The sequence below is a fragment of the Chromobacterium piscinae genome (assembly GCF_021129175.1).
GTDB classification, from domain to species: Bacteria; Pseudomonadota; Gammaproteobacteria; order Burkholderiales; family Chromobacteriaceae; genus Chromobacterium; species Chromobacterium piscinae.
The window spans coordinates 1-26939 of sequence record NZ_JAJOHV010000110.1 but is presented as its reverse complement, the minus strand read 5'-3'; the positions used below and the strand labels follow the sequence as shown (position 1 = coordinate 26939).

General features: G+C 63.4%; 30 protein-coding genes. 16 read left to right on the top strand and 14 right to left on the bottom strand.

Annotation, left to right across the window (positions count from 1 at the left end; translation table 11 throughout):
• A partial coding sequence (locus LQR33_RS21825) for an MFS transporter (protein ID WP_231470397.1) occupies positions 1-351 on the bottom strand: 351 nt, incomplete at its 3' end.
• Between the two features lie 88 nt (positions 352-439).
• Here LQR33_RS21825 and LQR33_RS21820 point away from each other — a divergent pair.
• From LQR33_RS21820 to LQR33_RS21805, 4 genes are all read left to right on the top strand, one after another.
• Positions 440-1360, top strand: coding sequence for a LysR family transcriptional regulator (locus tag LQR33_RS21820; protein WP_231470396.1), 921 nt, complete (start codon positions 440-442; stop codon positions 1358-1360).
• Positions 1361-1464: 104 nt separating this feature from the next.
• Complete coding sequence (locus LQR33_RS21815; protein ID WP_231470395.1) at positions 1465-3351, top strand: methyl-accepting chemotaxis protein; 1887 nt, start codon at positions 1465-1467, stop codon at positions 3349-3351.
• 278 nt (positions 3352-3629) lie between these two features.
• Complete coding sequence (locus tag LQR33_RS21810) at positions 3630-5513, top strand: methyl-accepting chemotaxis protein (RefSeq protein ID WP_231470394.1); 1884 nt, start codon at positions 3630-3632, stop codon at positions 5511-5513.
• 97 nt (positions 5514-5610) lie between these two features.
• On the top strand, positions 5611-6054 hold the full coding sequence (locus LQR33_RS21805) for a hypothetical protein (RefSeq protein WP_231179512.1): 444 nt from the start codon (positions 5611-5613) through the stop codon (positions 6052-6054).
• On the opposite strand, the gene LQR33_RS21800 is transcribed toward LQR33_RS21805, so the two are convergent.
• From LQR33_RS21800 to iscR, 13 genes are all read right to left on the bottom strand, one after another.
• Positions 6055-6501, bottom strand: a complete 447-nt coding sequence (locus LQR33_RS21800) for an LEA/WHy family protein (RefSeq protein ID WP_021478290.1) — start codon at positions 6499-6501, stop codon at positions 6055-6057.
• Positions 6502-6579: 78 nt separating this feature from the next.
• Positions 6580-6846, bottom strand: coding sequence for a hypothetical protein (locus LQR33_RS21795; protein ID WP_221668806.1), 267 nt, complete (start codon positions 6844-6846; stop codon positions 6580-6582).
• A gap of 129 nt (positions 6847-6975) precedes the next feature.
• Positions 6976-7590, bottom strand: a complete 615-nt coding sequence (gene udk / locus LQR33_RS21790) for a uridine kinase (protein ID WP_021478292.1) — start codon at positions 7588-7590, stop codon at positions 6976-6978.
• 91 nt (positions 7591-7681) lie between these two features.
• Positions 7682-8317: a glutathione S-transferase family protein gene (locus LQR33_RS21785; RefSeq protein ID WP_231470393.1), complete on the bottom strand. Its 636-nt coding sequence runs from the start codon at positions 8315-8317 to the stop codon at positions 7682-7684.
• 134 nt (positions 8318-8451) lie between these two features.
• Complete coding sequence (iscX, locus tag LQR33_RS21780) at positions 8452-8646, bottom strand: Fe-S cluster assembly protein IscX (protein WP_046155342.1); 195 nt, start codon at positions 8644-8646, stop codon at positions 8452-8454.
• 118 nt (positions 8647-8764) lie between these two features.
• Positions 8765-9106, bottom strand: coding sequence for an ISC system 2Fe-2S type ferredoxin (gene fdx / locus LQR33_RS21775; RefSeq protein WP_021478295.1), 342 nt, complete (start codon positions 9104-9106; stop codon positions 8765-8767).
• A gap of 9 nt (positions 9107-9115) precedes the next feature.
• Positions 9116-10975: a Fe-S protein assembly chaperone HscA gene (gene hscA / locus LQR33_RS21770; RefSeq protein WP_221664607.1), complete on the bottom strand. Its 1860-nt coding sequence runs from the start codon at positions 10973-10975 to the stop codon at positions 9116-9118.
• 33 nt (positions 10976-11008) lie between these two features.
• Positions 11009-11368, bottom strand: coding sequence for a hypothetical protein (locus tag LQR33_RS21765; protein ID WP_231470391.1), 360 nt, complete (start codon positions 11366-11368; stop codon positions 11009-11011).
• Position 11369: 1 nt separating this feature from the next.
• The gene (hscB, locus tag LQR33_RS21760; RefSeq protein WP_166441318.1) at positions 11370-11897 is read right to left on the bottom strand and encodes a Fe-S protein assembly co-chaperone HscB; all 528 of its coding nucleotides are present in this window, start codon (positions 11895-11897) and stop codon (positions 11370-11372) included.
• Between the two features lie 93 nt (positions 11898-11990).
• The gene (gene iscA / locus LQR33_RS21755; protein ID WP_070980833.1) at positions 11991-12314 is read right to left on the bottom strand and encodes an iron-sulfur cluster assembly protein IscA; all 324 of its coding nucleotides are present in this window, start codon (positions 12312-12314) and stop codon (positions 11991-11993) included.
• 13 nt (positions 12315-12327) lie between these two features.
• Positions 12328-12711 carry a Fe-S cluster assembly scaffold IscU gene (iscU, locus tag LQR33_RS21750; RefSeq protein ID WP_021478299.1) on the bottom strand — a complete coding sequence of 128 codons (384 nt, stop codon included), beginning with the start codon at positions 12709-12711 and terminating at the stop codon, positions 12328-12330.
• A gap of 63 nt (positions 12712-12774) precedes the next feature.
• Positions 12775-13992, bottom strand: coding sequence for an IscS subfamily cysteine desulfurase (locus LQR33_RS21745; RefSeq protein WP_221664605.1), 1218 nt, complete (start codon positions 13990-13992; stop codon positions 12775-12777).
• A 31-nt stretch (positions 13993-14023) separates the two neighbouring features.
• On the bottom strand, positions 14024-14518 hold the full coding sequence (gene iscR, locus LQR33_RS21740) for a Fe-S cluster assembly transcriptional regulator IscR (protein ID WP_166441320.1): 495 nt from the start codon (positions 14516-14518) through the stop codon (positions 14024-14026).
• 309 nt (positions 14519-14827) lie between these two features.
• Between iscR and LQR33_RS21735 the strand changes: the two genes are divergently transcribed.
• The 12 genes from LQR33_RS21735 to LQR33_RS21680 all read left to right on the top strand — a co-directional run bounded on the left by LQR33_RS21735 (position 14828) and on the right by LQR33_RS21680 (position 26811).
• Positions 14828-15949: a beta-ketoacyl-ACP synthase III gene (locus LQR33_RS21735; protein WP_231179521.1), complete on the top strand. Its 1122-nt coding sequence runs from the start codon at positions 14828-14830 to the stop codon at positions 15947-15949.
• Positions 15950-16119: 170 nt separating this feature from the next.
• Positions 16120-17715 carry an ABC transporter substrate-binding protein gene (locus tag LQR33_RS21730; protein WP_166441322.1) on the top strand — a complete coding sequence of 532 codons (1596 nt, stop codon included), beginning with the start codon at positions 16120-16122 and terminating at the stop codon, positions 17713-17715.
• Between the two features lie 412 nt (positions 17716-18127).
• The gene (locus LQR33_RS21725) at positions 18128-19156 is read left to right on the top strand and encodes an ABC transporter permease subunit (RefSeq protein ID WP_021478305.1); all 1029 of its coding nucleotides are present in this window, start codon (positions 18128-18130) and stop codon (positions 19154-19156) included.
• Positions 19157-19169: 13 nt separating this feature from the next.
• Positions 19170-20090, top strand: a complete 921-nt coding sequence (locus tag LQR33_RS21720) for an ABC transporter permease subunit (protein ID WP_166441323.1) — start codon at positions 19170-19172, stop codon at positions 20088-20090.
• A 10-nt stretch (positions 20091-20100) separates the two neighbouring features.
• Positions 20101-21081 carry an ABC transporter ATP-binding protein gene (locus LQR33_RS21715; protein ID WP_031296763.1) on the top strand — a complete coding sequence of 327 codons (981 nt, stop codon included), beginning with the start codon at positions 20101-20103 and terminating at the stop codon, positions 21079-21081.
• Entirely contained in the window at positions 21074-22045 is a 972-nt protein-coding gene (locus tag LQR33_RS21710; protein WP_031296764.1) for a peptide ABC transporter ATP-binding protein, read from the top strand. The genes LQR33_RS21715 and LQR33_RS21710 overlap by 8 nt, the downstream gene beginning before the upstream one ends.
• 113 nt (positions 22046-22158) lie before the next feature.
• A complete protein-coding gene (locus LQR33_RS21705; protein ID WP_231470389.1) occupies positions 22159-22569 on the top strand; it encodes a VOC family protein in 411 nt (136 codons plus the stop codon).
• Positions 22570-22661: 92 nt separating this feature from the next.
• Entirely contained in the window at positions 22662-23192 is a 531-nt protein-coding gene (gene coaD, locus LQR33_RS21700; protein ID WP_043149269.1) for a pantetheine-phosphate adenylyltransferase, read from the top strand.
• An 80-nt stretch (positions 23193-23272) separates the two neighbouring features.
• Positions 23273-24217 (top strand): class I SAM-dependent methyltransferase, encoded by a 945-nt coding sequence (locus LQR33_RS21695; protein ID WP_231179525.1) that lies wholly within the window; start codon positions 23273-23275, stop codon positions 24215-24217.
• A 233-nt stretch (positions 24218-24450) separates the two neighbouring features.
• Positions 24451-25653 carry a sodium/glutamate symporter gene (gltS, locus tag LQR33_RS21690; RefSeq protein ID WP_231470387.1) on the top strand — a complete coding sequence of 401 codons (1203 nt, stop codon included), beginning with the start codon at positions 24451-24453 and terminating at the stop codon, positions 25651-25653.
• Positions 25654-25779: 126 nt separating this feature from the next.
• Positions 25780-26142, top strand: a complete 363-nt coding sequence (gene trxA / locus LQR33_RS21685; protein WP_166441328.1) for a thioredoxin — start codon at positions 25780-25782, stop codon at positions 26140-26142.
• A 117-nt stretch (positions 26143-26259) separates the two neighbouring features.
• On the top strand, positions 26260-26811 hold the full coding sequence (locus LQR33_RS21680; protein ID WP_031296767.1) for a glutathione peroxidase: 552 nt from the start codon (positions 26260-26262) through the stop codon (positions 26809-26811).
• Positions 26812-26939 lie beyond the last annotated feature (128 nt).

Sequence of the window (26939 nt, the reverse complement as noted above, 5' to 3'; positions counted from 1 at the left end):
GAAGAAGGCGGCGCCGCCCAAACCCTGCACCGCGCGGCCGGCGATGAAGGCCGCCGGAGACGCGGCGGCGCCGGCGAGCAGCGCGCCCAGCGCGAACAGCAGGATGGAGGCTTGCAGATGGCGGCGCGAGCCGAAGCGCTCGACGCACCATTGATGATTGAACAGCGCCACCACCGCGCACAGCGCGTAAGCCATCGCCGCCTGGCTGAACTCTTCCGGCCCGGCGCCGACGCTGCCCATCACCTGCGACGAGGCGCAGTTGAGCAGGCCGTTCTGCAGGAATTCCAGCCAGGCGAGCAGGGCGATCGCCGCCAGCCGGCTCCAATGGGGTTGATGGGAAAAAGCGTGCATGCGCGGCATACCGGTGGTGGGGGATGCCGCCAGTGTAGAAAGCGCTTATGATTTAATAAAATCGATGTTTTTCATTGGATATATTACTGTGAATGATATTGACGCGCTGAAACTGCGGCGGCTGGATCTGAACAGTCTGGTGGCCTTGCACGCTCTGCTCAGCACCCGTAGCGTCAGCCGCAGCGCCGATTTGCTGTGCCTGGGCCAGCCGGCGGTCAGCCACATTCTGAAGAAGCTGCGCGAACAGTGCGGCGACCCCTTGCTGTGCCGCGACGGCCGCGGGCTGACCGCCACGCCTTACGCCGAGGCGCTGCTGCCGGCGCCGCCGCTTTTCGATCCGGCCGCGCTGGATGGCGTTTATCGGCTGGCGATGCCGGACTTGCTGGAGGCGGCCTTGTTGCCGGACCTGATCGCGGCCTTGCAGAGCCAGGCGCCCGGCCTGCGGCTGGAGGTGGCGGCGATGGCGGCTGGCGAGGCCGAGGCGGCGCTGGAAGCGCGGCGGATAGACTGCGCCATCGGCCATTTCCCGGCGCGGTCCGCGCGGTTGTCGCGGCAAGCCCTATTCCGCAGCCGCTTCGTCTGCGCGCACCACGCCGGCAGGCTGGCATTGCCGGACGCGCTGGACGCGGAGGCGTTGGCGAAACCGCCGCATTTGTACACATCCTATATCGGCAACAGCGCCAGCCTGGTGGACGACTATCTGGCCGCGCATGGCCAGGCGCGGCGGGTGATCGCCTCCACCGCCAGCTTGCTGGCGATTCCCTTGCTGCTGGAGCGTTTGCCGGCAGTGGCGGTGCTGCCGGAGTTGATCGGCCGGGTATTGAGAGCGGAGGCGGGCGGCCTGACGCTGCGGCCGGTGGCCGACGCGGCGCTGGAGATCGCCGTCGAGCATGTCTGGCATCCGCGCTGCGACGCCGACCCGTTGCGGCAATTCATCCACGCGTTATTGCTGCGGCAGACGGCGGCATGGCGCGGCGGGCAGGAAGAGGCAGGATTAAGCGCGGTTTGATTTAAATTTGCTGCAAGTATTTAAATGGTATGTGATTTTTAACAATGCGTGCCAGCTGATATGACGGATAATAAAGCTTTTATCAGCATCGGCTTATCATTATCATGCGCTCCATCCGACACAAGCTCATCTTGTTGACGGCGGTGTCCATCCTGGTCGCCACGATCAGCGTGACAGTCATCGCCTGCCTCAACATTCGCAATCACGCCTACGACGAAGCCAAGCGCGAGGTCACCCAGGTTCTGCAACTGCAGGGCGGACTGGTGTCGGAGTGGCTGACCGTGCGCAAGAACCTGATCACCGCCAGCCTGTCCCGCGCCGGCGACCCGCAAGCCAGCTACTATCTGCAGCAGATCGCCAAGGGCGGCGGCTTCAACATCATCTACGCCGGCCACGGCGACAGCGGCGAGATGTTCTACTCGGTGCCGGGCCGTCCAAAGCCGAGCGCTGACTACCAGCCGTCGCAGCGCCCGTGGTACCAGCAGGCCAAGGCGCAGGGCGGCGTGATCGTCACCGATCCGTACAAGGATTCCGAGCCCGAGACCAAGGACAAGCTGGTGATCACCATCGCCGATAAGGCCCAGGGCCAGGAGATCGTGGTCGGCGGCGACATCCTGATCGACAAGCTGGTGAAGTCGGTGCTGGACATCAAGCTGGCCGGCGACGGCCATGCCTTCCTGTTGACCCGCCAGGGCAAGGTGATCGCTTATCCCAAGCCGGGCCAGGAGCTGCGCCCGATCAACGAGCTGATTCCGGGCCTGGACGACAACCGCTTCCAGCAATTGCTAGGCAGCGGCGACGTCGCCCCGCTGGACATCGACGGACGCACCTTCCTGGTGACGCTGAAGCCGGTGGCCAACACCGATTGGGTGATGGGCGTGGCCGCCGACGAGGAAGCGGTGCTGGCGCCGGTGACCCAGCTGATCTGGCTGATCTCCGGCGGCGTGGCCATCGTGCTGCTGGTGCTGGTGGCGCTGAGCTCCGGCTACCTGACCCGTCTGCTGCGCGGCCTGATCCAGGTGCGCGACGCGATGCATGAAATCTCGCAGGGCGAGGGCGATCTGACCCGCCGCATCGAGATCCACGGCGAAGACGAAGTGGCGCAAACCGCCGAGGCGTTCAACCAGTTCGTCGGCCGTCTGAACGGCATGTTCCGCGAGCTGCGCGGCGAGGCCGACCAACTGGCGCACGGCGTGATCGAGGTGGGCGGCGCGGTGAAGCAAGTGGCGGCGGACTCCCATCGCCTGGCCGACATTTCCAGCTCCAACGCCGCGGCGATCGAGGAAGTGACCGTCAGCATCTCGCACATCGCCGACGCCACCCGCGAAACCGATTCGCTGGCGCGCAATACCGGCGAACACTCCCGCGAGAGCGCCGGCGACATGCAGCGCATCAGCAACGAAATGGAGCAGACCAGCCAGTCGGTGAGCGAGTTGTCGGCGCTGTTGGCTTCGCTGGAGCAGCGTTCGCAGGAAATCTCCAAGATCACCAATGTGATCAGCGATATCGCCGACCAGACCAATTTGTTGGCGCTGAACGCGGCGATCGAAGCGGCCCGTGCCGGCGAGCAGGGCCGCGGCTTCGCGGTGGTGGCCGACGAAGTGCGCAAGCTGGCCGAGCGCACCGGCAAGGCGACGGTGGAAATCAGCGAGATGGTGGAAAACATCCTGAGCGAGACCGGCAAGGCGGTGGGCAATATGCAGCGCACCGTCGGCGCGGTGGATACCAGCGTGGAGCTGACCAGCCAGGCGCGCGGCCGTCTGATCGCCATCAGCGACGCGATGCAGCAAGTGATAGACAAGATCGGCGACGTGGCCTTGTCCACCAGCGAGCAGCACAACGCCACCACGGCGATGGCGCAGAGCACCGAGTCCATCAATAACCAAATCCTGGATTCCGATGCCGCGCTGCAAGGCGCGATGCAGACGCTGGAGTCGCTGAAGCAGCTGGCCCACAATATGCAGGGCGCGTTCGGCCGCTTCAAGCTGTAAGCGGTTTCGCCGCGCCGGCATGCCGGTGTGGCGAAAAAGCCATGGTTTGGATGGTTTTTTTCAGCAAAATCAAAACCATTTGCATAATCGATTGGCGCATCATCCCCGTGCTTGTAAACGTTGTTTACAATCCACCCGGTCTGAATAAGCGCCAATCCTTACAAGCCGTGATGAACGGCATGCGCCGACGCGAGTCGGCGGAACACAAAGGGCGTCGTCGACGCCCTTTTTGCTGTCCGGAGGATTGGCAACGAGAGAGAAGCTACAAGTCGATTGCCATGAAATCCATACGAAGCAAGATTGCCCTGTTGCTGGCGCTGGCCATGCTGGTGGCCACGCTGAGCACCGCCGTCAGCGCCTATTTCCAATTCCGCGACAACCTGTCCGCCGGCGTATCCGCCCAGCTGGACTTGGCCATCACCGGCCAGCAGCGTTTCGTCTCATCCTGGCTGGAGCAGCGCAAGCAGATCATCGCCAGCGCCGTCCGCCACGGCGGCGAGACCGACCCTACCCTGTATCTGCAACAGCTGGCCGAAGCCGGCGGCTATGCCCAGATCTTCGTCGGCGACGGCGACAACAAAGGCATGGTCTATTCCATTCCGGGCAAGCAGAAGCCCAGTCCTGACTACGATCCGGCCTCGCGCGCCTGGTTCAAGGCGGCCAAGGTGCAAGGCGGCGTGATCGTCACCGCGCCTTACAAGCCCGCCAGCGCGTCGATCAAGGACCTGGTGATCACGCTGGCTCAGGCCTTGCCGGCCGGCAACAAGGTGGTCGGCGGCGACATCGCCATCGGCCAGCTGGTGAAATCGGTGCTGTCGGTATCCTTGCCGGGCAACGGCTTCGTGTTCCTGATGGGCAAGGACGGCAAGCTGATCGCCTATCCCAAGGCCGACACCGCGCTCAAGCCCTTGTCCGAGTTGATGCCGGGCATGGACGCGGCCCGCATCTCCGGCCTGCTGGACAAGCCTGAACTGGCGACGGTGGAGCTGGACGGCGCGAGCCGCCTGCTGCGGCTGAGCTCGGTCGAGGGCAGCGACTGGGTGCTGGGCGTGGTGGTGGACCGCGAGCTGCTGGACGCGCCGCTGCGGAAGATGATGGTGTCGATGGCGCTGTCGCTGCTGGCCGCGTTGGCCGTCACCCAACTGCTGGCAGGCGCCTACCTGCGCCGTTTGTTGCGCGGCCTGTTCCAGGTTCGCGACGCGCTGCGCGAAATAGCCCAGGGCGAAGGCGACCTGACCCGCCGCATCGAGGCCGAGGGCTGCGATGAAGTGGCGCAGATGGCCGAAGCGTTCAACCAGTTCGTCGGCCGCTTGAACGGCATGTTCCGCGAGCTGCGCTCCGAGGCCGAGCAACTGGCCCAGGGCGTGATCGCCGTCGGCGCCGATGTGGCGCGGCTGGCCGAGGACTCACACATGCTGGCCGACATCTCCAGCTCCAACGCCGCGGCGATCGAGCAGGTGACGGTGAGCATTTCCCACATCGCCGACGCCACCCGCGAAACCGACGAGTTGGCGCGCGACACCGGCGCCAATTCCCAAGCTAGCGCCGAGGAGCTGCAGCGCATCAGCGGCGAAATGGCGCGCACCAGCCAATCCGTCGGCGAGCTGTCGGCGCTGCTGGCCTCGCTGCAACAGCGCTCGCAGGAAATCTCCAAGATCACCGGCGTGATCCGCGACATCGCCGACCAGACCAATCTGCTGGCGCTGAACGCGGCGATCGAAGCCGCGCGCGCCGGGGAGCAGGGCCGAGGCTTCGCCGTGGTGGCCGATGAAGTGCGCAAGCTGGCCGAACGCACCGGCAGCGCCACCGTCGAGATCGGCGACATGGTGCAGAACATCCTGGCCGAGACCGGCAAGGCTGTCGGCAATATGGACAGCACCATCGGCGCGGTGGACGGCAGCGCGGCGCAGACCGAGCTGGCGCGCGAGCGCCTGGTGGACATCACCCGCGCGATGAGGCTGGTGGTGGAGAAGATCGGCGACGTGGCGCTGTCCACCGGCGAGCAGCATAACGCCACCACCGCGATGGCGCAGAGCACCGAGTCGATCAACAACAAGATCTTGGATTCCGACGCGGCGCTGCAGAGCGCGCAGCGAACCTTGAGCACGCTGGACGGGGTGGCGCGCGGCATGCGGCAGGCTTTCAGCCGCTTCAAATTGTAAACCGCGGCTGTTTCCTTGCGCTGACGCCAGCCCACGGGCTGGCGTTTTTATTGCCCAGACGCGAGAATGTCGCAACGTTATCAATCGGAAAAGACTAATGATGAAGAAGTTATGCTTGCCGTTGCTGGCGCTGAGCCTGGCCGGCTGCGCGATGTTTCCCACCCAGCAGGGCTATGCGCAGAAGGTGTACCGCTGGCAGGGCCGCGACGTCAACGAGTTGCTGGCGCAGTGGGGCGCGCCGACCAAGACCATGCAGATGCCCAACGGCAACAGCCTGTACACCTATGTGAAGGAAAGCACCGAGCAGCGGCCGCTGCAGGAGAACACCCGCTACGAGCCGGGCACCAAGCTGACGATGACCGACAAGGACGGGCAGTCCCGGGTGGTGGAAACCCCGGGACGCTGGGTCAGCAACGGCGTGACCGGCGGCGGCACCGTACACTACGAATGCACCACCAACTTCGTCATCGACAAGAAGACCAAGGAAGTGCTGAGCGTAAGCTTCGACGGCAACAATTGCCTGGCGGTGGAGCAACAGTGATCAGCGCTTGGGCAGCTGCCACTCGCCCTTGTTGTCGAAGGGCAGGTCCTTGAAGCCGCCCAGGCCGTGCAGCTGGCCGCGCAGCTCGTAGTTCAGCTTGCCGCCGGGCAGCTGCTGCCAGTTGGCCAGCTGCCGTATCCAGGCGGCGAGCGAGGTATGCACCTGCAGCGTGACCGCGCCTTCGCCGCGCGAGGGAATGGACAACGGCTGGTTGCTGCTGCCGCCGCCCAGTTTTTCGCCGCCCAGCATCAGTTCGAAGTCGACGCCGCTGGCGTTCAGCGGGATGGGGTTGGGGTTGGCGACGCGCAGCGTCACCGCGAAGTTCTGCTCGAACAGCGTGCTGCTGCCCGGCTCGATATTGCTGAGGCTGACTTCAGGCTTTTTCAGGCCCATGCTGCCGCAGCCGGCGAGCGATAGCAGCAGCAGGGCAGTGCTTATCCATTTCATGGCGACATTCCCGATTGAGACGCCCTCTATTTTACGGGCAGCGCTTGTGGCGTTGTGTAAACGGAGTGTGCGGAATTGTTAGCGGACAAGCGCCCAAAAGCAACAGGCCATCGGATGATGGCCTGTTGCTTTTGGATACTCGGCGGAGAAAAACGCCTCGTCGGCGTCCTGGCCGCGGTTGGCGGCCATCGGCTGCCGGTCGCGCTCTTCGCGCCAGTCTTCCAGTTCCGCCCAGAGCGAGTGTTTCTGAGATTGGCGCAGGCCGGATCGGCTGCGGCCGTGGGCGCCTCCCTTTTTCAGGATGGCTGCGCAAGCCAGCGGATTGCGCGGTTTGATGGTATGCATTGTGTTTCCTTGATTGCGCGCGCGGGGATGGCGCGAGCGGCGATTGTCCGTCCGCGGGGCGGGCGGCGTCAACCGGACAAGCAAAAAGCCGCCCTAGGGCGGCTTTCGCGTATTCGGCGTCTTGCGCTGTCACACCATCAGGCTGGCGACCTTGGTGGTGATGATGTCCACCGCCGGATCGTTGGCGCCGTGCGGCAGGATCACGTCGGCGAAGCGCTTGGTCGGCTCGATGAACTGGTTGTGCATCGGGCGCACGGTGGACAGGTATTGCTCGATCACGTTCTCCATCGTGCGGCCGCGCTCGGCGATGTCGCGTTTCAGGCGGCGGATGAAGCGGACGTCGGAATCGGTGTCGACGAAGATCTTCAGCGACATCATCTCGCGCAGCGCCGCGTCGTACAGCGGGAACAGGCCTTCGATCACGATCACCGGCGCCGGCTGCACGGTGACGGTCTTGTCGGAGCGGGTGTGATTGGAGAAATCGTACACCGGCATCTCGATGGAGCGGCCATTGCGCAGATCGTCGATGTGGGAGATCAGCAGCGGCCAGTCGAACGCTTGCGGATGGTCGTAGTTGGTGCCCAGGCGCTGTTCGAAAGTCAGGTGGCTCTGGTCGCGATAGTAGTAGTCTTGGATGATCACTGCCGCCATCTCGGAACCAATGGTCTCCAGCACCTTGTTGGTTACCGTGGTTTTTCCGCTGCCGCTGCCGCCGGCAACGCCAATGATGAACGGGGTGCTCATGTGAAGTCCTTGACGTAATGAAAATGTAAAAAACGCGCCATTCTAATGACTTATGGCGCGTTGATCCACCCGTTTTGCGACATTCTCTGACTCAGAATGGGCGTTTGCTTTCCGCGGCCGCCGCCGAATACCATTCCTGCATGGCGGGCAGTGACAAGATATGGCGGACATAGGCTTGCGAGCGCTCCGGCAGCCTGACGTTGTAGGTCTGGAAGCAGGTGCAGATCGGCGCGAAGCAGGCGTCGGCGATGGTGAAGCCGCCGAACAGGAACTCGCCGTCGGCGACGTGCCGTTCGCGCTGTTCTTCCCACAGCGCGATTACGCGGGCGATGTCGGACTCCAGCGCCGGGGAGCTCTCGTAATCCACCTGGCGCAGCGTAATGTCCATCGGCAGGTTTTCTCTGAGCGCGGCGAAGCCGGAGTGGACTTCGGCGACGATGGAGCGGGCGACGGCGCGCAGCGCGCTGTCGGTGGGCCACAGCCCGGCTGCGGGGAAGCATTCGGCCAGGTATTCGCTGATCGCCAGCGAGTCCCATATCCTGAGCTTGTCGTCCACCAGCACCGGCACCTTGCCGGCCGGATTCGCCGCCAGGATGCGAGCCTTGCTGTCGGACAGGTAGAGGTCGATCTGCTGCTCCTTGAACGGCTCGTCCAGCATCTTGAGCAGCAGCCAGGGGCGCAGCGACCAGGGGGAGTAATTCTTGTTGCCGATGATCAGGGTGAACATGGCGGCTCCGTAGCGGAGCGCCGGCGAAGGCCGGCGCGTGTCTACCGATGATAAACCGGGTCGGCGCGATTTTCACGCGCCGCGGCGGCCGCATGACAAAGGCCCCGGGATACGGGGCCTTTGTCGTGAAGCGATCACTCCGCTTCGTCTATCCACGCCTGCTGGATCGCCTCCAGCACGCGCTCGCCGCCGCGGGCGTGGTCGTCGTCGAAGCCGGGCAGCTCCACCACCCAGTTGTGCAGGTCGACGAAGCGCACGGTCTTCGGATCCACGTCCGGGTAGGCGTCCGCCAGTTCGATGGCGATGTCGTTAACGTCGGTCCATTTCATAGATGTCTCCTGGAGAGATTCCGTCTATCGGACGGCGCGCCGCGAAGCCGAGCCGAAGTCAGTGCACACGGCACGACGAGGCAAGAAGGACAAAGGCAGCGCTGTCCGAGAGGCGGAATCAATGATGTTCGCGGGCGTGGTTGATCGTGTACTTCGGAATCTCGATTACCAGATCCTCGTCGGCGACGATGGCCTGGCAGGACAGGCGCGATTGCGCCTCCAGGCCCCAGGCCTTGTCCAGCAGGTCTTCTTCCAGCTCGTCGGCCTCGTTCAGCGAGTTGCCGCCTTCGCGGACGATGCAGTGGCAGGTGGTGCAGGCGCAGGACATCTCACAGGCGTGCTCGATTTCGATGTCGTGGGCGAGCAGCGCGTCGCAGATGCTCTGGCCGGTTTCTACGTTGTCTATCACGGCGCCTTCCGGGCATAGGTCCGGATGGGGCAAAACGATGATGCGCGGCATGGCGTATCCTTACAGATCGGTAATCTTGTGGCCCTTCAACGCGCGCTGGATGTTGCGGTCCATGCGGCGGGAGGCGAAGGTTTCGGTGGCGTGGTTCAGCGCGGCGCTGGCCTCGTTGATGCGGCGGGTGACACCCTCGGCGATGGCGGCGCCCACCGCGGCGGCGGCGGCCTCCACTTCGGCGCGCTCGGCGTCATCCAGCAGGTCGCCGTCCTGCGCCAGCGCGTTGACGGTGGCGTCGCGCAAGCTTTCGGCGTCGACGATGGCCTCGCGCAGCTTGCGCGCCTCGATGTCTTCCTGCACGTTGGCCATGGAGTCTGTCAGCATGCGGCTGATCTCGTCGTCGGACAGGCCGTAGGACGGCTTGACCTCGATGCTGGACTCCACGCCCGAGGTCTGCTCGCGTGCGGTGACCGACAGCAGGCCGTCGGCGTCCACCTGGAAGGTGATGCGGATGCGCGCGGCGCCCGCCACCATCGGCGGGATGCCGGTCAGCGTGAATTTGGCCAGGCTGCGGCAATCGGAGACCAGCTCGCGCTCGCCCTGCAGCACGTGGATGGACATCGCGGTCTGGCCGTCCTTGAAGGTGGTGAAGTCCTGCGCGCGCGCCACCGGGATGGTGCTGTTGCGCGGGATGATCTTCTCGGTCAGGCCGCCCATGGTTTCGATGCCCAGCGACAGCGGCAGCACGTCGAGCAGCAGCCATTCGTCGTCCTGCTTGTTGCCGGCCAGCACATTGGCCTGGATGGCGGCGCCCAGCGCCACCACCTTGTCGGGATCGAGATTGGTCAGCGGCGCGCGGCCGAAGTGGTCGGCCACGGCTTTTTGCACATGCGGCATGCGGGTGGCGCCGCCCACCATCACCACGCCCTGGATGTCCTCGGGCGCGATCCTGGCGTCGCGCAGCGCCTTGCGCACCGGCGTCAGGGTCTTGTCGACCAGCGTCTTGGTGATGGCGTGCAGCGTGGCCTGGTCCAGCTCCAGATCCAGCGACTGGCCGTCGGACAGGATGGCGGTGACGCGGGTGCTGGCGTGGTCGGTCAGCGCTTCCTTGGCTTCGCGGGCGCGGGTGTGCAGCAGGCGCATGTCGTGCGCCGACGGCGCGGTCACGCCGGCCTGCTCCAGCAGCCAGCAGAACACGCGGTGGTCGAAGTCGTCGCCGCCCAGCGCGGAGTCGCCGCTGGTGGCCAGCACCTCGAACACGCCGCGGGTCAGCCGCAGGATGGACACGTCCAGCGTGCCGCCCCCTAGATCGTATACGACGTATGTGCCTTCGCTGCCGTTGTCCAGGCCGTAGGCGATGGCGGCGGCTGTGGGTTCGTTCAACAGGCGCAGCACATTGAGGCCGGCCAGGCGCGCGGCGTCCTTGGTGGCTTGGCGCTGGGCGTCGTCGAAGTAGGCGGGCACGGTGATCACCGCGCCGGTCAGTTCGCCGCCCAGGCTCTCTTCGGCGCGGTCTTTCAGCGCGCGCAGGATGTCGGACGACACCTCGACCGGACTTTTGACGCCGGCGCGGGTGACCAGCTGCACCATGCCCGGCGCGTCGACGAAGCGGTAGGGCAGGCTGCCGGCGTCTTTGATGTCGCTGACGCCGCGGCCCATGAAACGCTTCACCGAGACGATGGTGTTGTGCGGATCGCGGTTTTGTTCCTTCTGCGCGTCGTAGCCGACCGCCAGCACGCCCTCGTCGCCGTAGCGCACCACCGACGGCAGCAGGCTGCGGCCGGTTTCGTCCGGCAGAACGGCGGCGGAGCCGCTCCGGACGGTGGCCACCAGCGAGTTAGTGGTGCCCAGGTCTATGCCCACGGCCAGGCGGTGCTGGTGGGGGGCGGCGGAAAGGCCGGGTTCGGCGATTTGCAGTAGAGCCATGTCAGTTCAAGTCAATGTAAGTGGCTAGCCCTCTCAACGCCAAACGGCGGAGAGGATGGCGAATACGATGTAAAGACCCAAAATCAGTCCTGGCGCGCTCAAGGCCAGGTTGAACAAGTGCCGAGCTCGGGTGACGCGTGAGTTGGCGCTTTCATCCATCTCGCTCTTCCAGCCGAGGCGGGACAGCTGGTAAGCATTCCAACTGGCGATCGGCAGCGCGAGCAGGCCAAGCAGAAACACGCCTCCCAGCAGCGGATTGCCGCAGCCGGGGCCATCGCCGTCCCGGTGGACGTTTGGCAGCAACACCAATACCTGGAACAGCAGGTAGCCGATGCCCGGTGCCCATGCCCAGATTTGCTGCCGAAAAGCCTGCCGGTATGTCGAGGCGAGCATGCTAGTCCAGCAGGTTACCGATGGCGTCGCCGATCTCTTGGTCCAGCTTTTCCATGAAGCGCAATTTTCTCACCAGGACGGCGGCGGCGTCCAAGTCGGCGCGGGCGTCGAGCGCAGTTTCCAGCTCGGCTTGCAGGTCCTTGACCTCGGCGCGCAGACGGCGCGACAGCGACTCCAGCGCGTCCACGTCGGCGCGGGCGTCGTCTATGCCCTCGCGCCATTCCATCTGCGCCATCAGGAAGTCGCCCGGCATCCGGGTATTGTTCTCTTCCTGGGTGTCCACGCCGGACAGCTGCAGCAGGTAGCGGGCGCGGTTCAGCGGCGACTTCAGCGTCTGGTAGGCTTCATTGACCCGGGTGGCCAGCATCAGCGCGCTGCGCTTTTCGGCGTCGGAACTGGCGGCGTAGCGGTCGGGATGGACCTGGGCGGCGGCGGCGCGCCAGGCGGCGTCTAGGCCGGCCGCATCAATCGCGAAGCGGCGCGGCAGGCCGAACAGGCTGAAGAAATCCTGGTTAAAATCGTGGTTCATCGATGCGTCCGGACCAAGGCATAGGGACTGAAATAACGAAGGCGGAGCATCAGCGCTTGCGCGTCAACGCTCCGCCCCGGGGGCGGCGGCGGGTCAGACGTTGAAGCTCTCGCCGCAGCCGCACTCGTTCTTGACGTTGGGGTTGTTGAAGCGGAACCCCTCGTTCAGACCTTCCTTCACGTAGTCCAGCTCGGTGCCGTCGAGGTAGGCCAGGCTCTTGGCGTCGGTGTAGATGGCCACGCCGTAGCTTTCGAAGCGGACGTCTTCGCCGTTCTCGACATCGACGAACTCCAGCTTGTAGGCCATGCCGGAGCAGCCGGAGGTCTTGACGCCCAGCCGCACGCCCAGGCCCTTGCCGCGTTTGGCGAGGAAGGCGCCGACGTGCTGGGCGGCGCGTTCGGAAAGAGTGAGTGCCATCTGTCGCCTCCGCTTACTTGCCGTGTTTCTGCTTATAGTCCTCCACCGCGGCCTTGATCGCGTCTTCGGCCAGGATGGAGCAGTGGATTTTCACCGGCGGCAGCGCCAGTTCCTCGGCGATGGCGGTGTTCTTGATCGTCAGCGCCTCGTCCAGCGACTTGCCCTTCACCCACTCGGTCACCAGCGACGAGGAGGCGATGGCGGAGCCGCAGCCGTAGGTCTTGAACTTGGCGTCTTCGATCACGCCGTCCGCGCCCACCTTGATCTGCAGCTTCATCACGTCGCCACAGGCCGGCGCGCCGACCATGCCGGTGCCGATGCTGTCGTCGCCCTTGTCGAACGAGCCGACGTTGCGCGGGTTTTCGTAGTGGTCCAACACTTTTTCGCTGTATGCCATGTCTTTTCTCCTGCGGGCCGCGGCTTCTGTAAAAGTTTCCGCGGCCGGTAATCTGTTATCGGCTCAGTGGGCCGCCCATTGAACGCTGTTCAGATCCACGCCGTCCTTGTACATCTCCCACAGCGGGGAAAGTTCGCGCAGCTTGCCGATCTTGGATTTAAGCAGCGCGATCGCATAGTCGATCTCTTCCTCGGTGGTGAAGCGGCCCAGCGTGAAGCGGATCGAGCTGTGGGCCATTTCGTCGTTGCGGCCCAGCGCGCGCAGTACGTAGGACGGCTCCAGCGAGGCGGAGGTGCAGGCGGAGCCGCTGGACACGGCCAGGTCCTTGATGGCCATGATCAGGCTCTCGCCCTCGACGAAGTTGAAGCTGACGTTGAGGTTGTGCGGCACGCGCTGATCGGCGTCACCGTTGATGTACACCTCTTCCATGTCCTGGATGCCGTGCCACAGACGGTCGCGCAGCATGCGGATGCGCTCGCTTTCGCTGTCCATCTCCTCGCGGGCGATGCGGAAGGCTTCGCCCATGCCGACGATCTGGTGGGTGGCCAGGGTGCCGGAGCGGAAGCCGCGCTCGTGGCCGCCGCCGTGCATCTGAGCCTCAAGGCGCACGCGCGGCTTGCGGCGCACGTACAGCGCGCCGATGCCCTTCGGGCCGTAGGCCTTGTGCGCGGACAGGCTCATCAGGTCCACTTTCAGGGTATTCAGGTCGATCTTGACCTTGCCCGGCGCCTGGGTGGCGTCGACGTGGAAGATGATGCCCTTCTCGCGGCAGATCTCGCCGATCTGCGGGATGTCTTGGATCACGCCGATTTCATTGTTCACGTACATCACCGATACCACGATGGTGTCCGGACGGATGGCGGCCTTGAAGGCCTCGATGTCGAGCAGGCCGTTTTCCTGCACGTCCATATAAGTGACTTCGAAGCCTTGGCGCTCCAGCTCGCGACAGGTGTCCAGCACCGCCTTGTGTTCGGTCTTGACGGTGATGATGTGCTTGCCCTTGCTCTTGTAGAACTGGGCGGCGCCCTTGATCGCCAGGTTGTCGGACTCGGTGGCACCGGAGGTCCAGACGATTTCCTTGGAGTCGGCACCGATCAGCTTGGCCACTTCGGCGCGCGCGTTCTCGACAGCTTCCTCGGCTTCCCAGCCGAAGCTGTGGCTGCGCGAGGCGGGGTTGCCGAACTTGCCGGTCAGATAGGGAATCATCTTTTCGGCGACGCGCGGGTCCACCGGGGTGGTGGCCGAGTAATCAAGATAGATCGGTAGCTTGGGCTGGCTCATTTATTTAATCTCCGCAAGATTTTTCATGCGCTCACAGGGCGCTGCTGGCAGCTGCACGGGAGCTGCTACAGCTGTCGCGCTTGTCCTGCACGACGCTGCTCTCCTTGGCTTGCTGCTCTTTGGTGTGTTGCTCTTCCACCAGGCTGGCGAGGCTTACCTTGGAGAGGTAATCGAAAATGGTGACGTTGAGGTTGGTCCACAAGTCGTGGGTCATGCAGCGCTGGCTGCCGCGGCAGTTCTCGCGCCCGCCGCACTGGGTGGCGTCCACCGGCTCGTCCACGGCGACGATGATGTCGGCCACGGAGATGTCGCAAATTTGTTTGGCCAGCGTGTAGCCGCCGCCGGGACCGCGCACGCTGTCTACCAGTTCGGCGCGTCTGAGCTTGCCGAACAGCTGTTCCAGGTAAGACAGCGAGATGCTCTGGCGCTCGCTGATGCCGGCCAGGGTGACCGGCCCGCCTCCCTCGCGCATCGCGAGATCGAGCATCGCGGTGACGGCAAAACGTCCTTTGGTGGTAAGGCGCATGATGTTCAGTTCCGGTGGGTGGTGGTTCTGCCTCAGATTATACCTAATATCCGACTAAAATAGTCAAGTATTTGGCGAGGCAAGCTAGCGCCGGAAGTCGCAAAGTTGAGCATTTTACTTGGTTTAAGCCATTAAAGGCTATGGATTTCTTACACCTCCGCGCTGGGTGCTGTGTAAAATCGCTGCAATATTTTCATGAGATCGCCCGCAAGGGCGCCGAGTGGCGGCGGGCGCAACCGGCCGGGCCGAGGAAGGCCGGGTTCGCCGCCATGCTTTCGTTCCTGCTCATTGGGATGAGGACATAAAAAGATGCATAAGGTTGTTATCAGCGGGACGGGCTTGTTCACCCCTCCCCACGCGGTCGGCAACGCCGAACTGGTCGAGGCGTTCAATGCCTACGTGCGCGAGCGCAACGAGGCCCGCGCGGCCGAAATCGCCGCCGGCGAAATGGAGCCGCTGGCCGAGTCCAGCGCCGAGTTCATCGAAAAGGCTTCCGGCATCAAGCAGCGCTTCCTGATGGACAAGAGCGGCGTGTTGGACCCGGCGAGAATGGCGCCCCATTTGCCCGAGCGCGGCAATGACGAGTTGTCAGTGCAGGCAGAGATGGCCGTGGCCGCCGCCAAGCAGGCGCTGGAGGCCGCCGGCCGCGCCGCCGCCGACATCGACATGGTGATCGTCGCCTGCTCCAATATGCAGCGCCCCTATCCGGCGATGGCGATCGAAGTGCAGCAGGCATTGGGAATCGATGGCTACGCCTTCGACATGAACGTTGCCTGCTCGTCGGCGACGTTCGGCATCCAGACCGCGGTCAACGCGGTGGCCGCCGGCCAGGCGCGCGCGGTGCTGATGGTGAATCCGGAGATCTGTTCCGCCCACCTGAACTTCCGCGACCGCGATAGCCACTTCATCTTCGGCGACGCCTGCACCGCTGTGGTGTTGGAGCGCGCCGACGCGGCCATTTCTGAGCATCGCTTCGAGGTGCTGGGCTGCAAGTTGGCCACAGTATTCTCCAACAACATCCGCAACAACTTCGGCTTCCTGAACCGTTGCGACGAGACCGGCGTCGGCCAGCCCGACAAGCTGTTCGTCCAGCAGGGGCGCAAGGTGTTCAAAGAGGTGTGTCCGATGGTGGGCGAGCACATCGTCGGCCACCTGGGCAGCCTGGACATCGCGCCGGAAGGCGTGCGGCGTTTCTGGCTGCACCAGGCCAACCTGGCGATGAACCAGCTGATCGCCCGCCGCGTGCTGGGCCGGGAGGCCGATACGGTGGAGGCGCCGGTGATTTTGGACCGTTACGCCAACACCAGTTCCGCCGGTTCCATCATCGCCTTCCATCTTCATTCGCATGATTTGAACGCTGGCGATGTTGGCGTCATTTCCTCGTTCGGAGCCGGCTATTCCGTGGGTTCCGTCATATTGCGCCGCGTGTAGTTAACTTTCCGTTTACGAATTGTCATAGCCGGATCGCGCATGAAAAGTCAGAGGGCGCTTGTCAAAAGCGCCCTCTGTGAATAATGTATCCCCCACCAGCCGAGACCTAAACATGCTCAGGTTGAATATCAGAAAAGACTAATTAGTCTGTACAAAGGAAGGGAAACATTATGCAAACTTTCAAGAAGTTGCTGCTTGCTGGCGCGATCGCTGGGGCTTCCGTGGCATCTCAGGCCGCCGGGACATTGGTGTTTTGTTCCGAGGGCAGCCCGGCGGGCTTCGACCCGGGCCAGTACACCTCCGGCACCGACTTTGATGCCTCGGCCGAAACCGTGTTCAACCGCCTGGTGCAATTCCAGCGCGGCGGCACTAAGGTGATCCCGGGTCTGGCCGAGAAATGGGATGTGTCTTCGGATGGACTGTCCTACACCTTCCATCTTCGCAAGGGCGTGAAGTTCCAGACCACCGACTATTTCAAGCCGACTCGCGAATTCAACGCCGACGACGTGGCCTTCACCTTCGACCGCATGCTCAACAAGGGCAACGCGTTCCGCAAGGCTTATCCGACTGAATTCCCTTACTTCACCGACATGGGCATGGACGCCAACATCGTCAAGGTGGAGAAAGTTGACCCGTACACCATCAAGTTCTCGCTGAAGAAGGTCGATGCCGCCTTCCTGCAGAACCTGGCGATGAGCTTCGCCTCCATCCAGTCCGCCGAATACGCGGACAAGCTGCTGAAGGACGGCAAGCCGCAACTGATCAACCAGCAGCCGGTGGGCACCGGCCCGTTCGTCTTCAAGCGCTACCAGAAGGACGCGCAAATCCGCTTCGCCGCCAACAAGGACTACTGGAACAAGGCCGACGGCCCGAAGGTAGATAACCTGGTGTTCGCGATCACCACCGACCCGTCGGTGCGCTACCAGAAGCTGAAGGCCGGCGAGTGCCAGATCACCACCTATCCGCGTCCGACCGACATCGCCGCGATGAAGGCCGATCCGAAGATGAGCGTGATGTCCCAGGCCGGCTTCAACCTGGGCTACCTGGCCTACAACGTCAAGCATAAGCCGCTGGACAAGCTGGAAGTGCGCCAGGCGCTGGACATGGCCATCAACAAGAAGGCCATCCTGCAGGCGGTGTACCAAGGCGCCGGCCAGGCGGCCACCAACCCGATGCCGCCGACCCAGTGGTCGTACAACAAGAACCTGAAGGACGCGCCGTACGATGTGGCCAAGGCCAAGGCGCTGCTGGCCAAGGCCGGCTATCCGAATGGCTTCGACATCTCGCTGTGGGCGATGCCGGTTCAGCGTCCGTACAACCCCAACGCCAAGCTGATGGCGGAAATGGTGCAGGCTGACTGGGCCAAGATCGGCGTCAAGGCCAAGATCACCTCCTACGAGTGGGGCGAGTACCTGAAGCGCGCCAAGGCCGGCGAGCATGACTCCATGCTGATCGGTTGGACCGGCGACAACGGCGATCCGGACAACTGGCTGGGCGTGCTGTTCGGCTGCGACGCGATGAATGGCAACAACTTCTCCAAGTTCTGCTACAAGCCGTTCGAAGACCTGATCCAGAAGGGCAAGGCCACGTCCAACGTCGCCGAGCGCACCAAGCTGTACATGAAGGCGCAGGAAATCGTGAAGCAGCAGGTGCCGATGACCACCATCGCCCACTCCACTGTCAATCAGCCAATGCTGAAGTCGGTGCAGGGCTTCAAGGTCAGCCCGTTCGGCCTGAACTCCTTCTACGGCGTCAGCGTCAAGTAAGCCTGGTTTCAAACCAGGCATAACCGTAATCGGCGGCGGGGCGAAAGCCCCGTCCGCCTGGCGTAAGTGCCGTCGAGGACAGTTCTCCGACAGAGAGGGCGGCCGCGGCGGCATGGCAGTGTCTGCACAGGAAAATGGTTAGAGATGGGACGACGGTCGGCCGGCGGTGACGGCGGTTTGACCTGCGTCAAGCGGGATGGGACAGCGCGCTGGTATTGTCACTCCTGCCGCGACAGTGGATGCAGCTAATGCTGGTGGGTGGTTTAGTTGCCAGTCTGCTGTCCGGCACCCGGTTCTCTCTTTCGCGCCTTCTCGGCGCGTCTTGCGTTTCTACCTTTCCTGTTCGGATTCCTTGCACGCGATGTCTAGGTCTGAGGGCGCCGCGCCACGCGCGCGTCCGGGAGAGGTTTTCATGTTTTCATTCATCCTGCGGAGGCTGGGCCTGTTGGTGCCCACCTTCTTCGGCATCACGCTGCTGACTTTCGCGCTGATCCGCCTGATCCCCGGCGACCCGGTGGAAGTGATGGTGGGCGAGCGCACGCTCGACCCCCAGATGCACGCCGAAGCGCTGCATCGGCTGGGGCTAGACAAGCCGCTGTACGCGCAATATTTCGACTACGTCGTCAATCTGCTGCACGGCAATCTCGGCGAATCGCTGGTGACCAAGACCAGCGTCTGGACCGAGTTCAAGACCCTGTTCCCCGCCACGCTGGAGCTGGCGCTGTCCGCGCTGCTGTTCGCCATGGTGTGGGGGCTGCTGGCTGGCGTGTTGGCCGCCATCAAGCGTGGTTCGATATTCGACCACGGCGTGATGGGCATTTCGCTGACCGGCTTCTCGATGCCCATCTTCTGGTGGGGCCTGATCCTGATCATGTTCTTCTCGGTCAAGCTGGGGTGGACGCCGGTGTCCGGCCGGATGGACCTAATGTTCGACATCCATCCCAAGACCGGCTTCATGCTGATCGACAGCTGGCTGGCCGAAGCGGCCGATCCCGAGGGCAACGCAGGCGCGTTCAAGAGCGCGCTGTCGCACCTGATCCTGCCGTCCATCGTGCTGGGCACCATCCCGCTGGCGGTGATCGCGCGGATGACCCGCTCGTCGATGCTGGAAGTGCTGCGCGAGGACTACGTCCGCACCGCGCGCGCCAAAGGCCTGTCGCCGGCCCGCGTCATCTTCATCCACACCCTGCGCAACGCGCTGATCCCGGTGCTGACGGTGATCGGCCTGCAGGTGGGCACGCTGATGGGCGGCGCGGTGCTGACCGAAACCATCTTCTCCTGGCCCGGCATCGGCAAGTGGCTGATCGACGCCATCGCCCGCCGCGACTACCCGGTGGTGCAGAACGGCATCCTGATGGTGGCCACGCTGGTGATCGTCACCAACTTCGTCGTCGACATCCTGTACGGCATCGCCAATCCGCGCATCCGTCACGCCAAGTAAGCAGAGACGCAACATGAGCCAAACCAATCAAACCGCGGCCGCGCAGACGGCCGACCTGGCGCTGTCCTATCCGTCTCCGTTGAAGGAGTTCTGGCAGGGCTTTTCCCACAACAAGGGCGCGGTCGCCGGACTGGTCTTCGTGCTGTTCATCGTCGCCTGTGCGCTGCTGGCGCCTGTCATCGCGCCGTACAGCCCGATCGAGCAGTACCGCGATCACATGCTGACGCCGCCGGCCTGGGAGGCCGCCGGCAGCATCCAGTTCCTGTTCGGCACCGACGAGCTGGGCCGCGACATCCTGTCGCGGCTGATCTACGGCGCGCGGCTGTCGCTGTTCATCGGCCTGATGTCGGTGCTGATGGCGCTGGTGCCGGGCGTGATCCTGGGCCTGTTGGCCGCCTTCTTCCCCAAGGCGCTGGGCGCGTCCATCATGCGCCTGATGGACATCATGATGGCGCTGCCGTCCTTGCTGCTGGCCGTGGCCATCATGGCTATCCTCGGGCCGGGCCTGACCAATGCGATGATCGCCATCGCCACCGTGTCGCTGCCGGCCTATGTGCGGCTGACGCGCGCTTCGGCGATGACCGAGCTGAACCGCGACTACGTGGTGGCCTCGCGGGTGGCCGGCGCCGGGCTGGGACGCCTGATGTTCGTCACCGTGCTGCCCAACTGCATGGCCCCGCTGATCGTGCACGCCACCATGAGCTTCTCCTCTGCCATTCTCGAAATCGCCGCGCTGGGCTTCCTGGGCCTGGGCGTGCAGCCGCCGACCGCCGAGTGGGGCACCATGCTGGCCTCGGCCCGCGACTACATCGAGAGCGCCTGGTGGGTGGTGACCCTGCCGGGCCTGACCATCCTGCTGTCGGTGCTGGCGATCAACCTGATGGGCGACGGCCTGCGCGATGCGCTGGACCCCAAGCTGAAGCGCGCCGCCTGAGGATAAGAATATGAGTCTGTTGCAAATCAAAAACCTGTCCGTGGAGTTTGGATCGGAGAAGAACCCGTTCCGCGCGGTGGAAGGGCTGGAGCTGAGCGTTGCCCAGGGCGAGATCGTCGGCATCGTCGGCGAGTCCGGCTCCGGCAAGTCGGTGACCATGATGGCGATGATGGGCCTGTTGGAAGGTCAGGGCCGCATCGTCGCCGACGAGCTGAGCTTCGACGGCAAGGACCTGCTGAGCATCTCGGCGCGCGGCCGCCGCAAGATCGTCGGCAAGGACATTTCGATGATCTTCCAGGACCCGATGACGGCGCTGAATCCCAGCTACACCGTCGGCTACCAGATCATGGAGGTGCTGAAAGTGCACCAGGGCCTGCGCGGCGCGGCCTTGAAGGCGCGCGCGCTGGAACTGATGCAGCTGGTGGAGATTCCGGCGGCGGCTACGCGGCTTGACGCCTATCCGCATCAACTGTCGGGCGGCATGAGCCAGCGCGTCGCCATCGCCATGGCCATCGCCTGCAGTCCCAAGCTCTTGATCGCCGACGAGCCGACCACCGCGCTCGACGTGACTATCCAGGCTCAGATCATGGAGCTGCTGGTGTCCTTGCAGAAGAGCCAGAACATGGCGCTGATCCTGATCACCCACGACTTGGCCGTGGTGGCCGAGGTCGCGCAGCGGCTGGTGGTGATGTACGCCGGCCAGGTGGCTGAAATGGGCACGGTGCCGGAAATTTTCCGCCATCCCGCCCATCCGTACACCGAGGCGCTGCTGTCGTCGATTCCGGAGCACAGCAAGGGCGCGCGCCGGCTGGCCACGCTGCCGGGCATCGTGCCCGGCCAGTATGACCGGCCCAGCGGCTGTCTGTTGTCGCCGCGCTGCCCGTACGCGCAGGACAACTGCCGCGGCCAGCGGCCTGGATTAACCGCCCACGAGCATGGCGCGGTGCGTTGCCACTACCCGTTGCTGGCCAAGGAGAAGCAGCATGGCTAAGGTTTTGCAAGCGGGAGATCTGACCCGTTACTACGATGTGGCGCAGGGCCTGTTCAAGCCCAAGGCGCAGGTGAAGGCGCTGGCCGGGGTGTCGTTCGAGCTGGAGGCCGGCCGCACGCTGGCGGTGGTGGGCGAGTCCGGCTGCGGCAAGAGCACGCTGGCGCGCCAGCTGACGCTGATCGAGCAGCCGACTTCCGGCTCGCTGATCCTGGACGGCCAGGATGCGGCCAAGGCCAGCGGCGCGGAGCTGAAGGCGATGCGGCGCAAGGTGCAGATGGTGTTCCAGAACCCGTACGGCTCCTTGAATCCGCGGCAGAAAATCGGCGACCAGCTGTCCGAGCCCTTGCTGATCAATACCGATCTGTCAGCGAAGGAGCGCGAGGAAAAGGTCAGGGCGATGATGGCCCGCGTAGGCCTGCGCCCGGAGCACTATTTCCGCTACCCGCACATGTTCTCCGGCGGTCAACGCCAGCGCATCGCCATCGCCCGCGCGATGATGCTGAACCCCAAGATCGTGGTGGCGGACGAGCCGACATCGGCGCTCGACGTATCCATCCAAGCGCAGGTGTTGAACCTGTTCATGGATCTGCAGGAAGAGTTCAACACCGCCTATGTGTTCATTTCCCACAATCTGGCGGTGGTGGAGCACGTCGCCGACGAACTGATGGTGATGTATCTGGGCCGCGCGGTGGAGGTGGGCGCCAAGGATCGCGTCTATGAACGGCCGCTGCACCCGTACACCCAGGCGCTGCTGTCGGCGACGCCGTCCATCCATCCGGAAGATCGCCGCATCAAGATCAAGATCGAAGGCGAGCTGCCCAGCCCGCTGAATCCGCCATCCGGCTGCGCTTTCCACAAGCGCTGCCCGCACGCCAACGAGCGCTGCAAGGCGGAGGTGCCGCAGCTGCGCGAGCTGGACCAGCGCATGGTGGCCTGCCACCGCGCCGAAGAGATCAACGGCTGAGACCAAATCGGCATCGCAGGGCCCGCGGCGCAAAGCGCCGCGGGCCTTTTTCGTTTCATTGCCATCAAGGCCCGGCGTACACTGGCCTTCCCATCACTGAACGGAGGCTTGCCATGCATGTGTATCCGTATCTGAATTTCAACGACGGCCGCGCCGAGGCGGCGCTGAACTTTTACCGTGAGGCCCTGAATGGCGAAATCGCCATCCTGATGCGCTATGCCGACGCGCCCAAGGATGTGCCGTCCATGGGCGACATCAATCCGAACTGGATCATGCATGCGCGGCTGGTGTTTGGCGTCAATGCGCTGATGATTTCGGATACCGACCGGCCGGCGTCGCCCAGCCAGCAGATTTCGCTGTCGATCAATCTGGACGGCGATACCGCGGCGGCTGAGAAGGTTTTCGCCGCGCTGAGCCAAGGCGGCCAGGTGACGTTGCCGCTGCACAAGACATTTTGGAACGCGCTTTTCGGCTGCTTTAGTGATAAATTCGGCGTCAGTTGGATGATCAACTGTCAGTTGTGACCGTTTCTTGACAGCCTGCGCGGCGCGGCGTTATTTTGCCGCGCCGCACAAAAAATTCTTTACCACCCCTCTCAACGCAAGATACAGTCGTCATGGAAAACACAATCAAAGCCAAAGGGAAACGTCAATTGAAACGAGCCGTCTATGCCGGCAGCTTTGATCCGGTCACCAACGGCCACTTGTGGATGATACGCGAGGCGGTGGAGCTGTTCGACGAACTGATCGTCGCCGTGGGCGTGAATCCGGACAAGCACTGCACCTTCAGCGCCGAGGAAAGGGTGGCGCTGCTGCGCGAAGTGACCACGGGTTTCAGCAAGCTGCGGGTCGAGGTATTCGAAAATCAGTTCTTGGTGAATTATGCGCAGAGCGTCGGCGCCAACTACATCGTGCGCGGCATCCGCACTGCCAGCGACTACGAGTACGAGCGCACGATGCGCTACATCAATTCCGATCTGCATCCGGACATCACCACGCTGTTTCTGTTGCCGCCGCGCGAATACGCCGAGGTGTCGTCGACGATGGTCAAGGGGCTGATCGGCCCGCGCGGCTGGGAGAGCGTGATTCGCCAGTACCTGCCGGAGCCGGTCTATCTCAAGATGCTGTCGATGTACTCCGAGCAATAGCGCCTTATAATGCCGGTTTGAACACCGTGTCGCGCCAGCCTAGGCTGGCGCGTTTGTTTTGCAGCAATCGAGGATACGCCATGCAGGACGTCAGCGCCTTCACCAACCGTCTGGCCAAGAACTACAAGCATTATGCCAAATGGGCGCGCCGGCAGGGGCTGGACGCCTGGCGCGTCTACGACAAGGACGTGCCGCAGTTCCCGTTCGCGCTTGACATCTATGGATCGCGCGTTCATCTGCAGGAGTACGACACCGGCTGGGAGATGGGCGACGACGAGTATCGGGCGTGGATAGACGCGGTGGTGGCGGCCATCGCGCAGGTGACCGGCATTCCGGCCGCCGCGGTCACGCTGAAGAACCGCCGCCGGCAGAAGGGTGTCAGCCAGTACGAGAAAGTGGGCGCCGAGGGCGAGGATTTCGTGGTCGAGGAGTTCGGCCAGCGCTTCATCGTCAACCTGGACCAGTATCTGGATACCGGCCTGTTCCTTGATCACCGCAACACCCGCAAGCGGGTGCGCGAGGAAGCGGCCGGCAAGCGCTTCCTCAATTTGTTCGCCTATACCGGCAGCTTCACCGTCTATGCCGGCGCCGGCGGAGCGGTCAGTTCGGAGACGGTGGACATGTCTAATACCTATCAGGAGTGGTCGCGCCGGAACTTTGAGCTGAACGGGCTGGATCTCGGCAAGCACAAACTGGTGCGCGCCGACGCGTTCCAGTATCTGGAAGAGTCTGTGGACACGGGCAAGCGCTTCGATTTGATCATGATGGACCCGCCCACCTTCTCCAATTCCAAGAAGATGCGCGACATCCTGGATGTGCAGCGCGATCACGTCTGGCTGATCGACTATGCGATGGCGCTTCTGGCGCCGGGCGGCTGGCTGTACTTCTCCAACAATCTGCGCACTTTCCAGCTCGACGATCGTTTAAGCCAGGATTACCAGATTCAGGATGTCAGCGGGCAGTCGGTGCCGGAAGACTTCCGCAACCGTAAAATCCACCAGTGCTGGCGGATCAGCCGCGCCTGAGTCGGCATCTGATTGATTGTAAAAAGTTTTTACGCGAACTTTTCCGCAGTTTCTCCGCTCCCATAAGGAAGCGCGTTTCCGCATGGAGTCGCCGACCAGCCAGCCGGCGGCCTTCGTGCCGCCTCGCCGCGCAAGCGGCGGGATGTGGAGCGTCTCCATGCCTTCCTGCTTCATCGGTTTGTCTGCGTCGCGCAGCGGCGCGTTTTCGCTCGAAAACGACAATAGGACTACCGATGATCCAACTCGATTTCTACGGCACGCTGGTGGCGGCCTCGCTCGTCCTGCTGCTGGGCCGCAAACTGGTCGCCCATACCGGCGTGCTGCGCACCTATAACATTCCCGAGCCGGTGGCCGGCGGCCTGGTGGTCGCCGCCGCCTTGCTGGCTTGGCGCCAGTTTTCCGGCATCGAAGTGCGCTTCGACGCTTCGTTGCAAACGCCGCTGATGCTTGCCTTCTTCGCCGCCATCGGCCTGACCGCCAATCTGGCTAGCCTGAAACAGGGCGGCAGGACGGTGGGCATCTTTCTCGGTGTGGTGGTGGGGTTGTTGCTGGTGCAGAACACGCTCGGCGTGGCGGTGGCCAGCGCGCTGGGTCTGGATCCGCTGATGGGCTTGCTGGCCGGCTCTACCACTTTGTCCGGCGGCCATGGCACCGGCGCGGCCTGGAGCGGCACCTTCGCCGACAAATACGGCCTGGCTTCCGCCGCAGAGCTGGCGATGGCTTGCGCCACCTTCGGCCTGGTGCTGGGCGGGCTGATCGGCGGGCCGGTGGCGCGCTTTCTGGTCAAGCGCGTCAAGACGCCGGGGGCGGAGCACAATGCCGACTCTCCCCCGCGCGGCTTCGAGCAACCGGACGCGCAACGGCTGATCACGCCGCATTCCTTCATCGAGACGCTGGCTCTGATCGCCGTCTGTTTGCTGGGAGGCACCTTCATCGGCTCGCTGCTGAAAGGCACCGCGTTCGAGCTGCCCACCTTTGTCTGCGTGCTGTTCGTCGGCGTGCTGATCAGCAATGGCCTGTCGGCGCTGGGCTGGTACCGGATTTTCGAGCGCGAGGTGTCGGTGGTGGGCAATGTCAGCCTGTCGCTGTTTCTGGCGCTGGCGCTGATGTCGCTGCGCTTGTGGGACCTGGCGGCGTTGGCGCTGCCTATCTTCTCCTTGTTGTTGCTGCAGACGCTGGCGATGGCGCTGTACGCGGTGTTCGTCACTTTTCGCGTGATGGGGCGCAACTACGACGCCGCGGTGCTGGCCGCCGGCCATTGCGGCTTCGGCCTGGGTGCCACGCCCACCGCCATCGCCAATATGCAGGCGGTGACTGAGCGTTTCGGCCCGTCGCATCTGGCTTTTCTGGTGGTGCCGATGGTGGGGGCCTTCTTCATCGACATCGTCAACGCCATCGTGATCAAGTTGTACCTGGTTTTGCCCTTCATCGGCTGAGTGGCTATCGGGCGGATTGAAAAATACAACCAGGGCCATGTCTTGCAATGGTTCCGGGCCGCTCATATCTTGGTCTGACACAGCCGCCGCTTGGCGGGCCAAACGATTCACAGAAAGAGAGCCGCCATGTCCTATATCAACCTCACCGCCGACAACTTCAACGCCAGCATGAAGGAAGAAGGGCTGGTCATCCTGGACTTCTGGGCGCCCTGGTGCGGTCCCTGCAAGATGTTCGGCCCGGTGTTCGAAGCCGCTTCCGAAAAACACGGCGACATCGTGTTCGGCAAAATCGATACCGAGTCCGAGCGCGACCTGGCCTCCCACTTCAATATCCGCTCTATTCCGACGCTGATCGCGGTCAAGGATGGCGTGATGGTGTTCAATCAGGCCGGCGCGCTGATGGCCGGCCAGTTCGAACAGTTGATCCAGAGCTTGCGCGACCTGGATATGGACAAGGTGCGAGCGGACATCGCCAGCCAGCCGGAATGACAGGGCGAGGGCGTGCGCCTTCGCGATATGAGACGATAGGGCAATGCATGGGCGCATTGCCCTATTCTTATATCAAGCGAGCGCCGAACCATCAGCTGGTTTGGCAAGGAGGATGCGATGAAACGCTGGGGAGTCGTATTGATGTTGTGGGGGCAGGCCGTGCTGGCCGCTTGTCCCGCTTTGCTGAACCATACCGTGCCGGGGCTGATGGGCGGGCAGATAAACCTGTGCCAATACGCCGATCGGCCGCTGCTGGTGGTAAACACCGCCAGCCATTGTGGTTTCACGCCGCAGTTCACCCAGTTGGAGTCTTTATATAAGCAGTACGGTCCGCGCGGACTGATGGTGGTGGGTTTTCCCAGCAACGACTTCCTGCAGGAGCTGGATAGCAACAGCGAGATCGGCGCGTTCTGCCAGGCCAATTACGGTGTGACCTTCCCGATGGCGGGCAAGGGGCATGTCAGAGGCGCGGATGCCCAGCCGGTGTTCAAGGACTTGATCGCAGCCACCGACGACGCGCCGATGTGGAACTTCCACAAGTATCTGGTCTTGCCCGGTGCCAGCAAGGTGATCAGCATCGGCACCCGCACCAAGCCGGACGCGCCGGAAGTGGTCAACGCCTTTTTGCCGTATTTGCAGCCCGAAACGCAGGCTGCGACCAAACCATAGCCAGGCCGCAGCCCAGAGAAGCGCCACTTTCAAGCGGCGTTTTGCGTTTTCATGAAAATCCTTCCCAGTCGCTTTTCTTGTAAATCAACGTCTTGCGCGTACCGGCCGAAGAAAGTTCAATTTTTCTC

What these genes read in the sequence shown, in the direction of transcription:
- LQR33_RS21805 (WP_231179512.1), top strand. Translation starts at nt 5,611, where the DNA reads ATGATGAAGAAGTTATGCTTGCCGTTGCTGGCGCTGAGCCTGGCCGGC.
- LQR33_RS21710 (WP_031296764.1), top strand. Translation starts at nt 21,074, where the DNA reads ATGGCTAAGGTTTTGCAAGCGGGAGATCTGACCCGTTACTACGATGTG.
- LQR33_RS21735 (WP_231179521.1), top strand. Translation starts at nt 14,828, where the DNA reads ATGCATAAGGTTGTTATCAGCGGGACGGGCTTGTTCACCCCTCCCCAC.
- LQR33_RS21800 (WP_021478290.1), bottom strand. Translation starts at nt 6,501, where the DNA reads ATGAAATGGATAAGCACTGCCCTGCTGCTGCTATCGCTCGCCGGCTGC.
- LQR33_RS21720 (WP_166441323.1), top strand. Translation starts at nt 19,170, where the DNA reads ATGAGCCAAACCAATCAAACCGCGGCCGCGCAGACGGCCGACCTGGCG.
- LQR33_RS21815 (WP_231470395.1), top strand. Translation starts at nt 1,465, where the DNA reads ATGCGCTCCATCCGACACAAGCTCATCTTGTTGACGGCGGTGTCCATC.
- iscU (WP_021478299.1), bottom strand. Translation starts at nt 12,711, where the DNA reads ATGGCATACAGCGAAAAAGTGTTGGACCACTACGAAAACCCGCGCAAC.
- trxA (WP_166441328.1), top strand. Translation starts at nt 25,780, where the DNA reads ATGTCCTATATCAACCTCACCGCCGACAACTTCAACGCCAGCATGAAG.
- gltS (WP_231470387.1), top strand. Translation starts at nt 24,451, where the DNA reads ATGATCCAACTCGATTTCTACGGCACGCTGGTGGCGGCCTCGCTCGTC.
- hscB (WP_166441318.1), bottom strand. Translation starts at nt 11,897, where the DNA reads ATGAACCACGATTTTAACCAGGATTTCTTCAGCCTGTTCGGCCTGCCG.
- LQR33_RS21745 (WP_221664605.1), bottom strand. Translation starts at nt 13,992, where the DNA reads ATGAGCCAGCCCAAGCTACCGATCTATCTTGATTACTCGGCCACCACC.
- udk (WP_021478292.1), bottom strand. Translation starts at nt 7,590, where the DNA reads ATGAGCACCCCGTTCATCATTGGCGTTGCCGGCGGCAGCGGCAGCGGA.
- LQR33_RS21715 (WP_031296763.1), top strand. Translation starts at nt 20,101, where the DNA reads ATGAGTCTGTTGCAAATCAAAAACCTGTCCGTGGAGTTTGGATCGGAG.
- LQR33_RS21765 (WP_231470391.1), bottom strand. Translation starts at nt 11,368, where the DNA reads ATGCTCGCCTCGACATACCGGCAGGCTTTTCGGCAGCAAATCTGGGCA.
- hscA (WP_221664607.1), bottom strand. Translation starts at nt 10,975, where the DNA reads ATGGCTCTACTGCAAATCGCCGAACCCGGCCTTTCCGCCGCCCCCCAC.
- LQR33_RS21695 (WP_231179525.1), top strand. Translation starts at nt 23,273, where the DNA reads ATGCAGGACGTCAGCGCCTTCACCAACCGTCTGGCCAAGAACTACAAG.
- LQR33_RS21795 (WP_221668806.1), bottom strand. Translation starts at nt 6,846, where the DNA reads ATGCATACCATCAAACCGCGCAATCCGCTGGCTTGCGCAGCCATCCTG.
- LQR33_RS21705 (WP_231470389.1), top strand. Translation starts at nt 22,159, where the DNA reads ATGCATGTGTATCCGTATCTGAATTTCAACGACGGCCGCGCCGAGGCG.
- LQR33_RS21680 (WP_031296767.1), top strand. Translation starts at nt 26,260, where the DNA reads ATGAAACGCTGGGGAGTCGTATTGATGTTGTGGGGGCAGGCCGTGCTG.
- LQR33_RS21730 (WP_166441322.1), top strand. Translation starts at nt 16,120, where the DNA reads ATGCAAACTTTCAAGAAGTTGCTGCTTGCTGGCGCGATCGCTGGGGCT.
- LQR33_RS21810 (WP_231470394.1), top strand. Translation starts at nt 3,630, where the DNA reads ATGAAATCCATACGAAGCAAGATTGCCCTGTTGCTGGCGCTGGCCATG.
- LQR33_RS21785 (WP_231470393.1), bottom strand. Translation starts at nt 8,317, where the DNA reads ATGTTCACCCTGATCATCGGCAACAAGAATTACTCCCCCTGGTCGCTG.
- iscA (WP_070980833.1), bottom strand. Translation starts at nt 12,314, where the DNA reads ATGGCACTCACTCTTTCCGAACGCGCCGCCCAGCACGTCGGCGCCTTC.
- fdx (WP_021478295.1), bottom strand. Translation starts at nt 9,106, where the DNA reads ATGCCGCGCATCATCGTTTTGCCCCATCCGGACCTATGCCCGGAAGGC.
- iscR (WP_166441320.1), bottom strand. Translation starts at nt 14,518, where the DNA reads ATGCGCCTTACCACCAAAGGACGTTTTGCCGTCACCGCGATGCTCGAT.
- coaD (WP_043149269.1), top strand. Translation starts at nt 22,662, where the DNA reads ATGGAAAACACAATCAAAGCCAAAGGGAAACGTCAATTGAAACGAGCC.
- LQR33_RS21725 (WP_021478305.1), top strand. Translation starts at nt 18,128, where the DNA reads ATGTTTTCATTCATCCTGCGGAGGCTGGGCCTGTTGGTGCCCACCTTC.
- iscX (WP_046155342.1), bottom strand. Translation starts at nt 8,646, where the DNA reads ATGAAATGGACCGACGTTAACGACATCGCCATCGAACTGGCGGACGCC.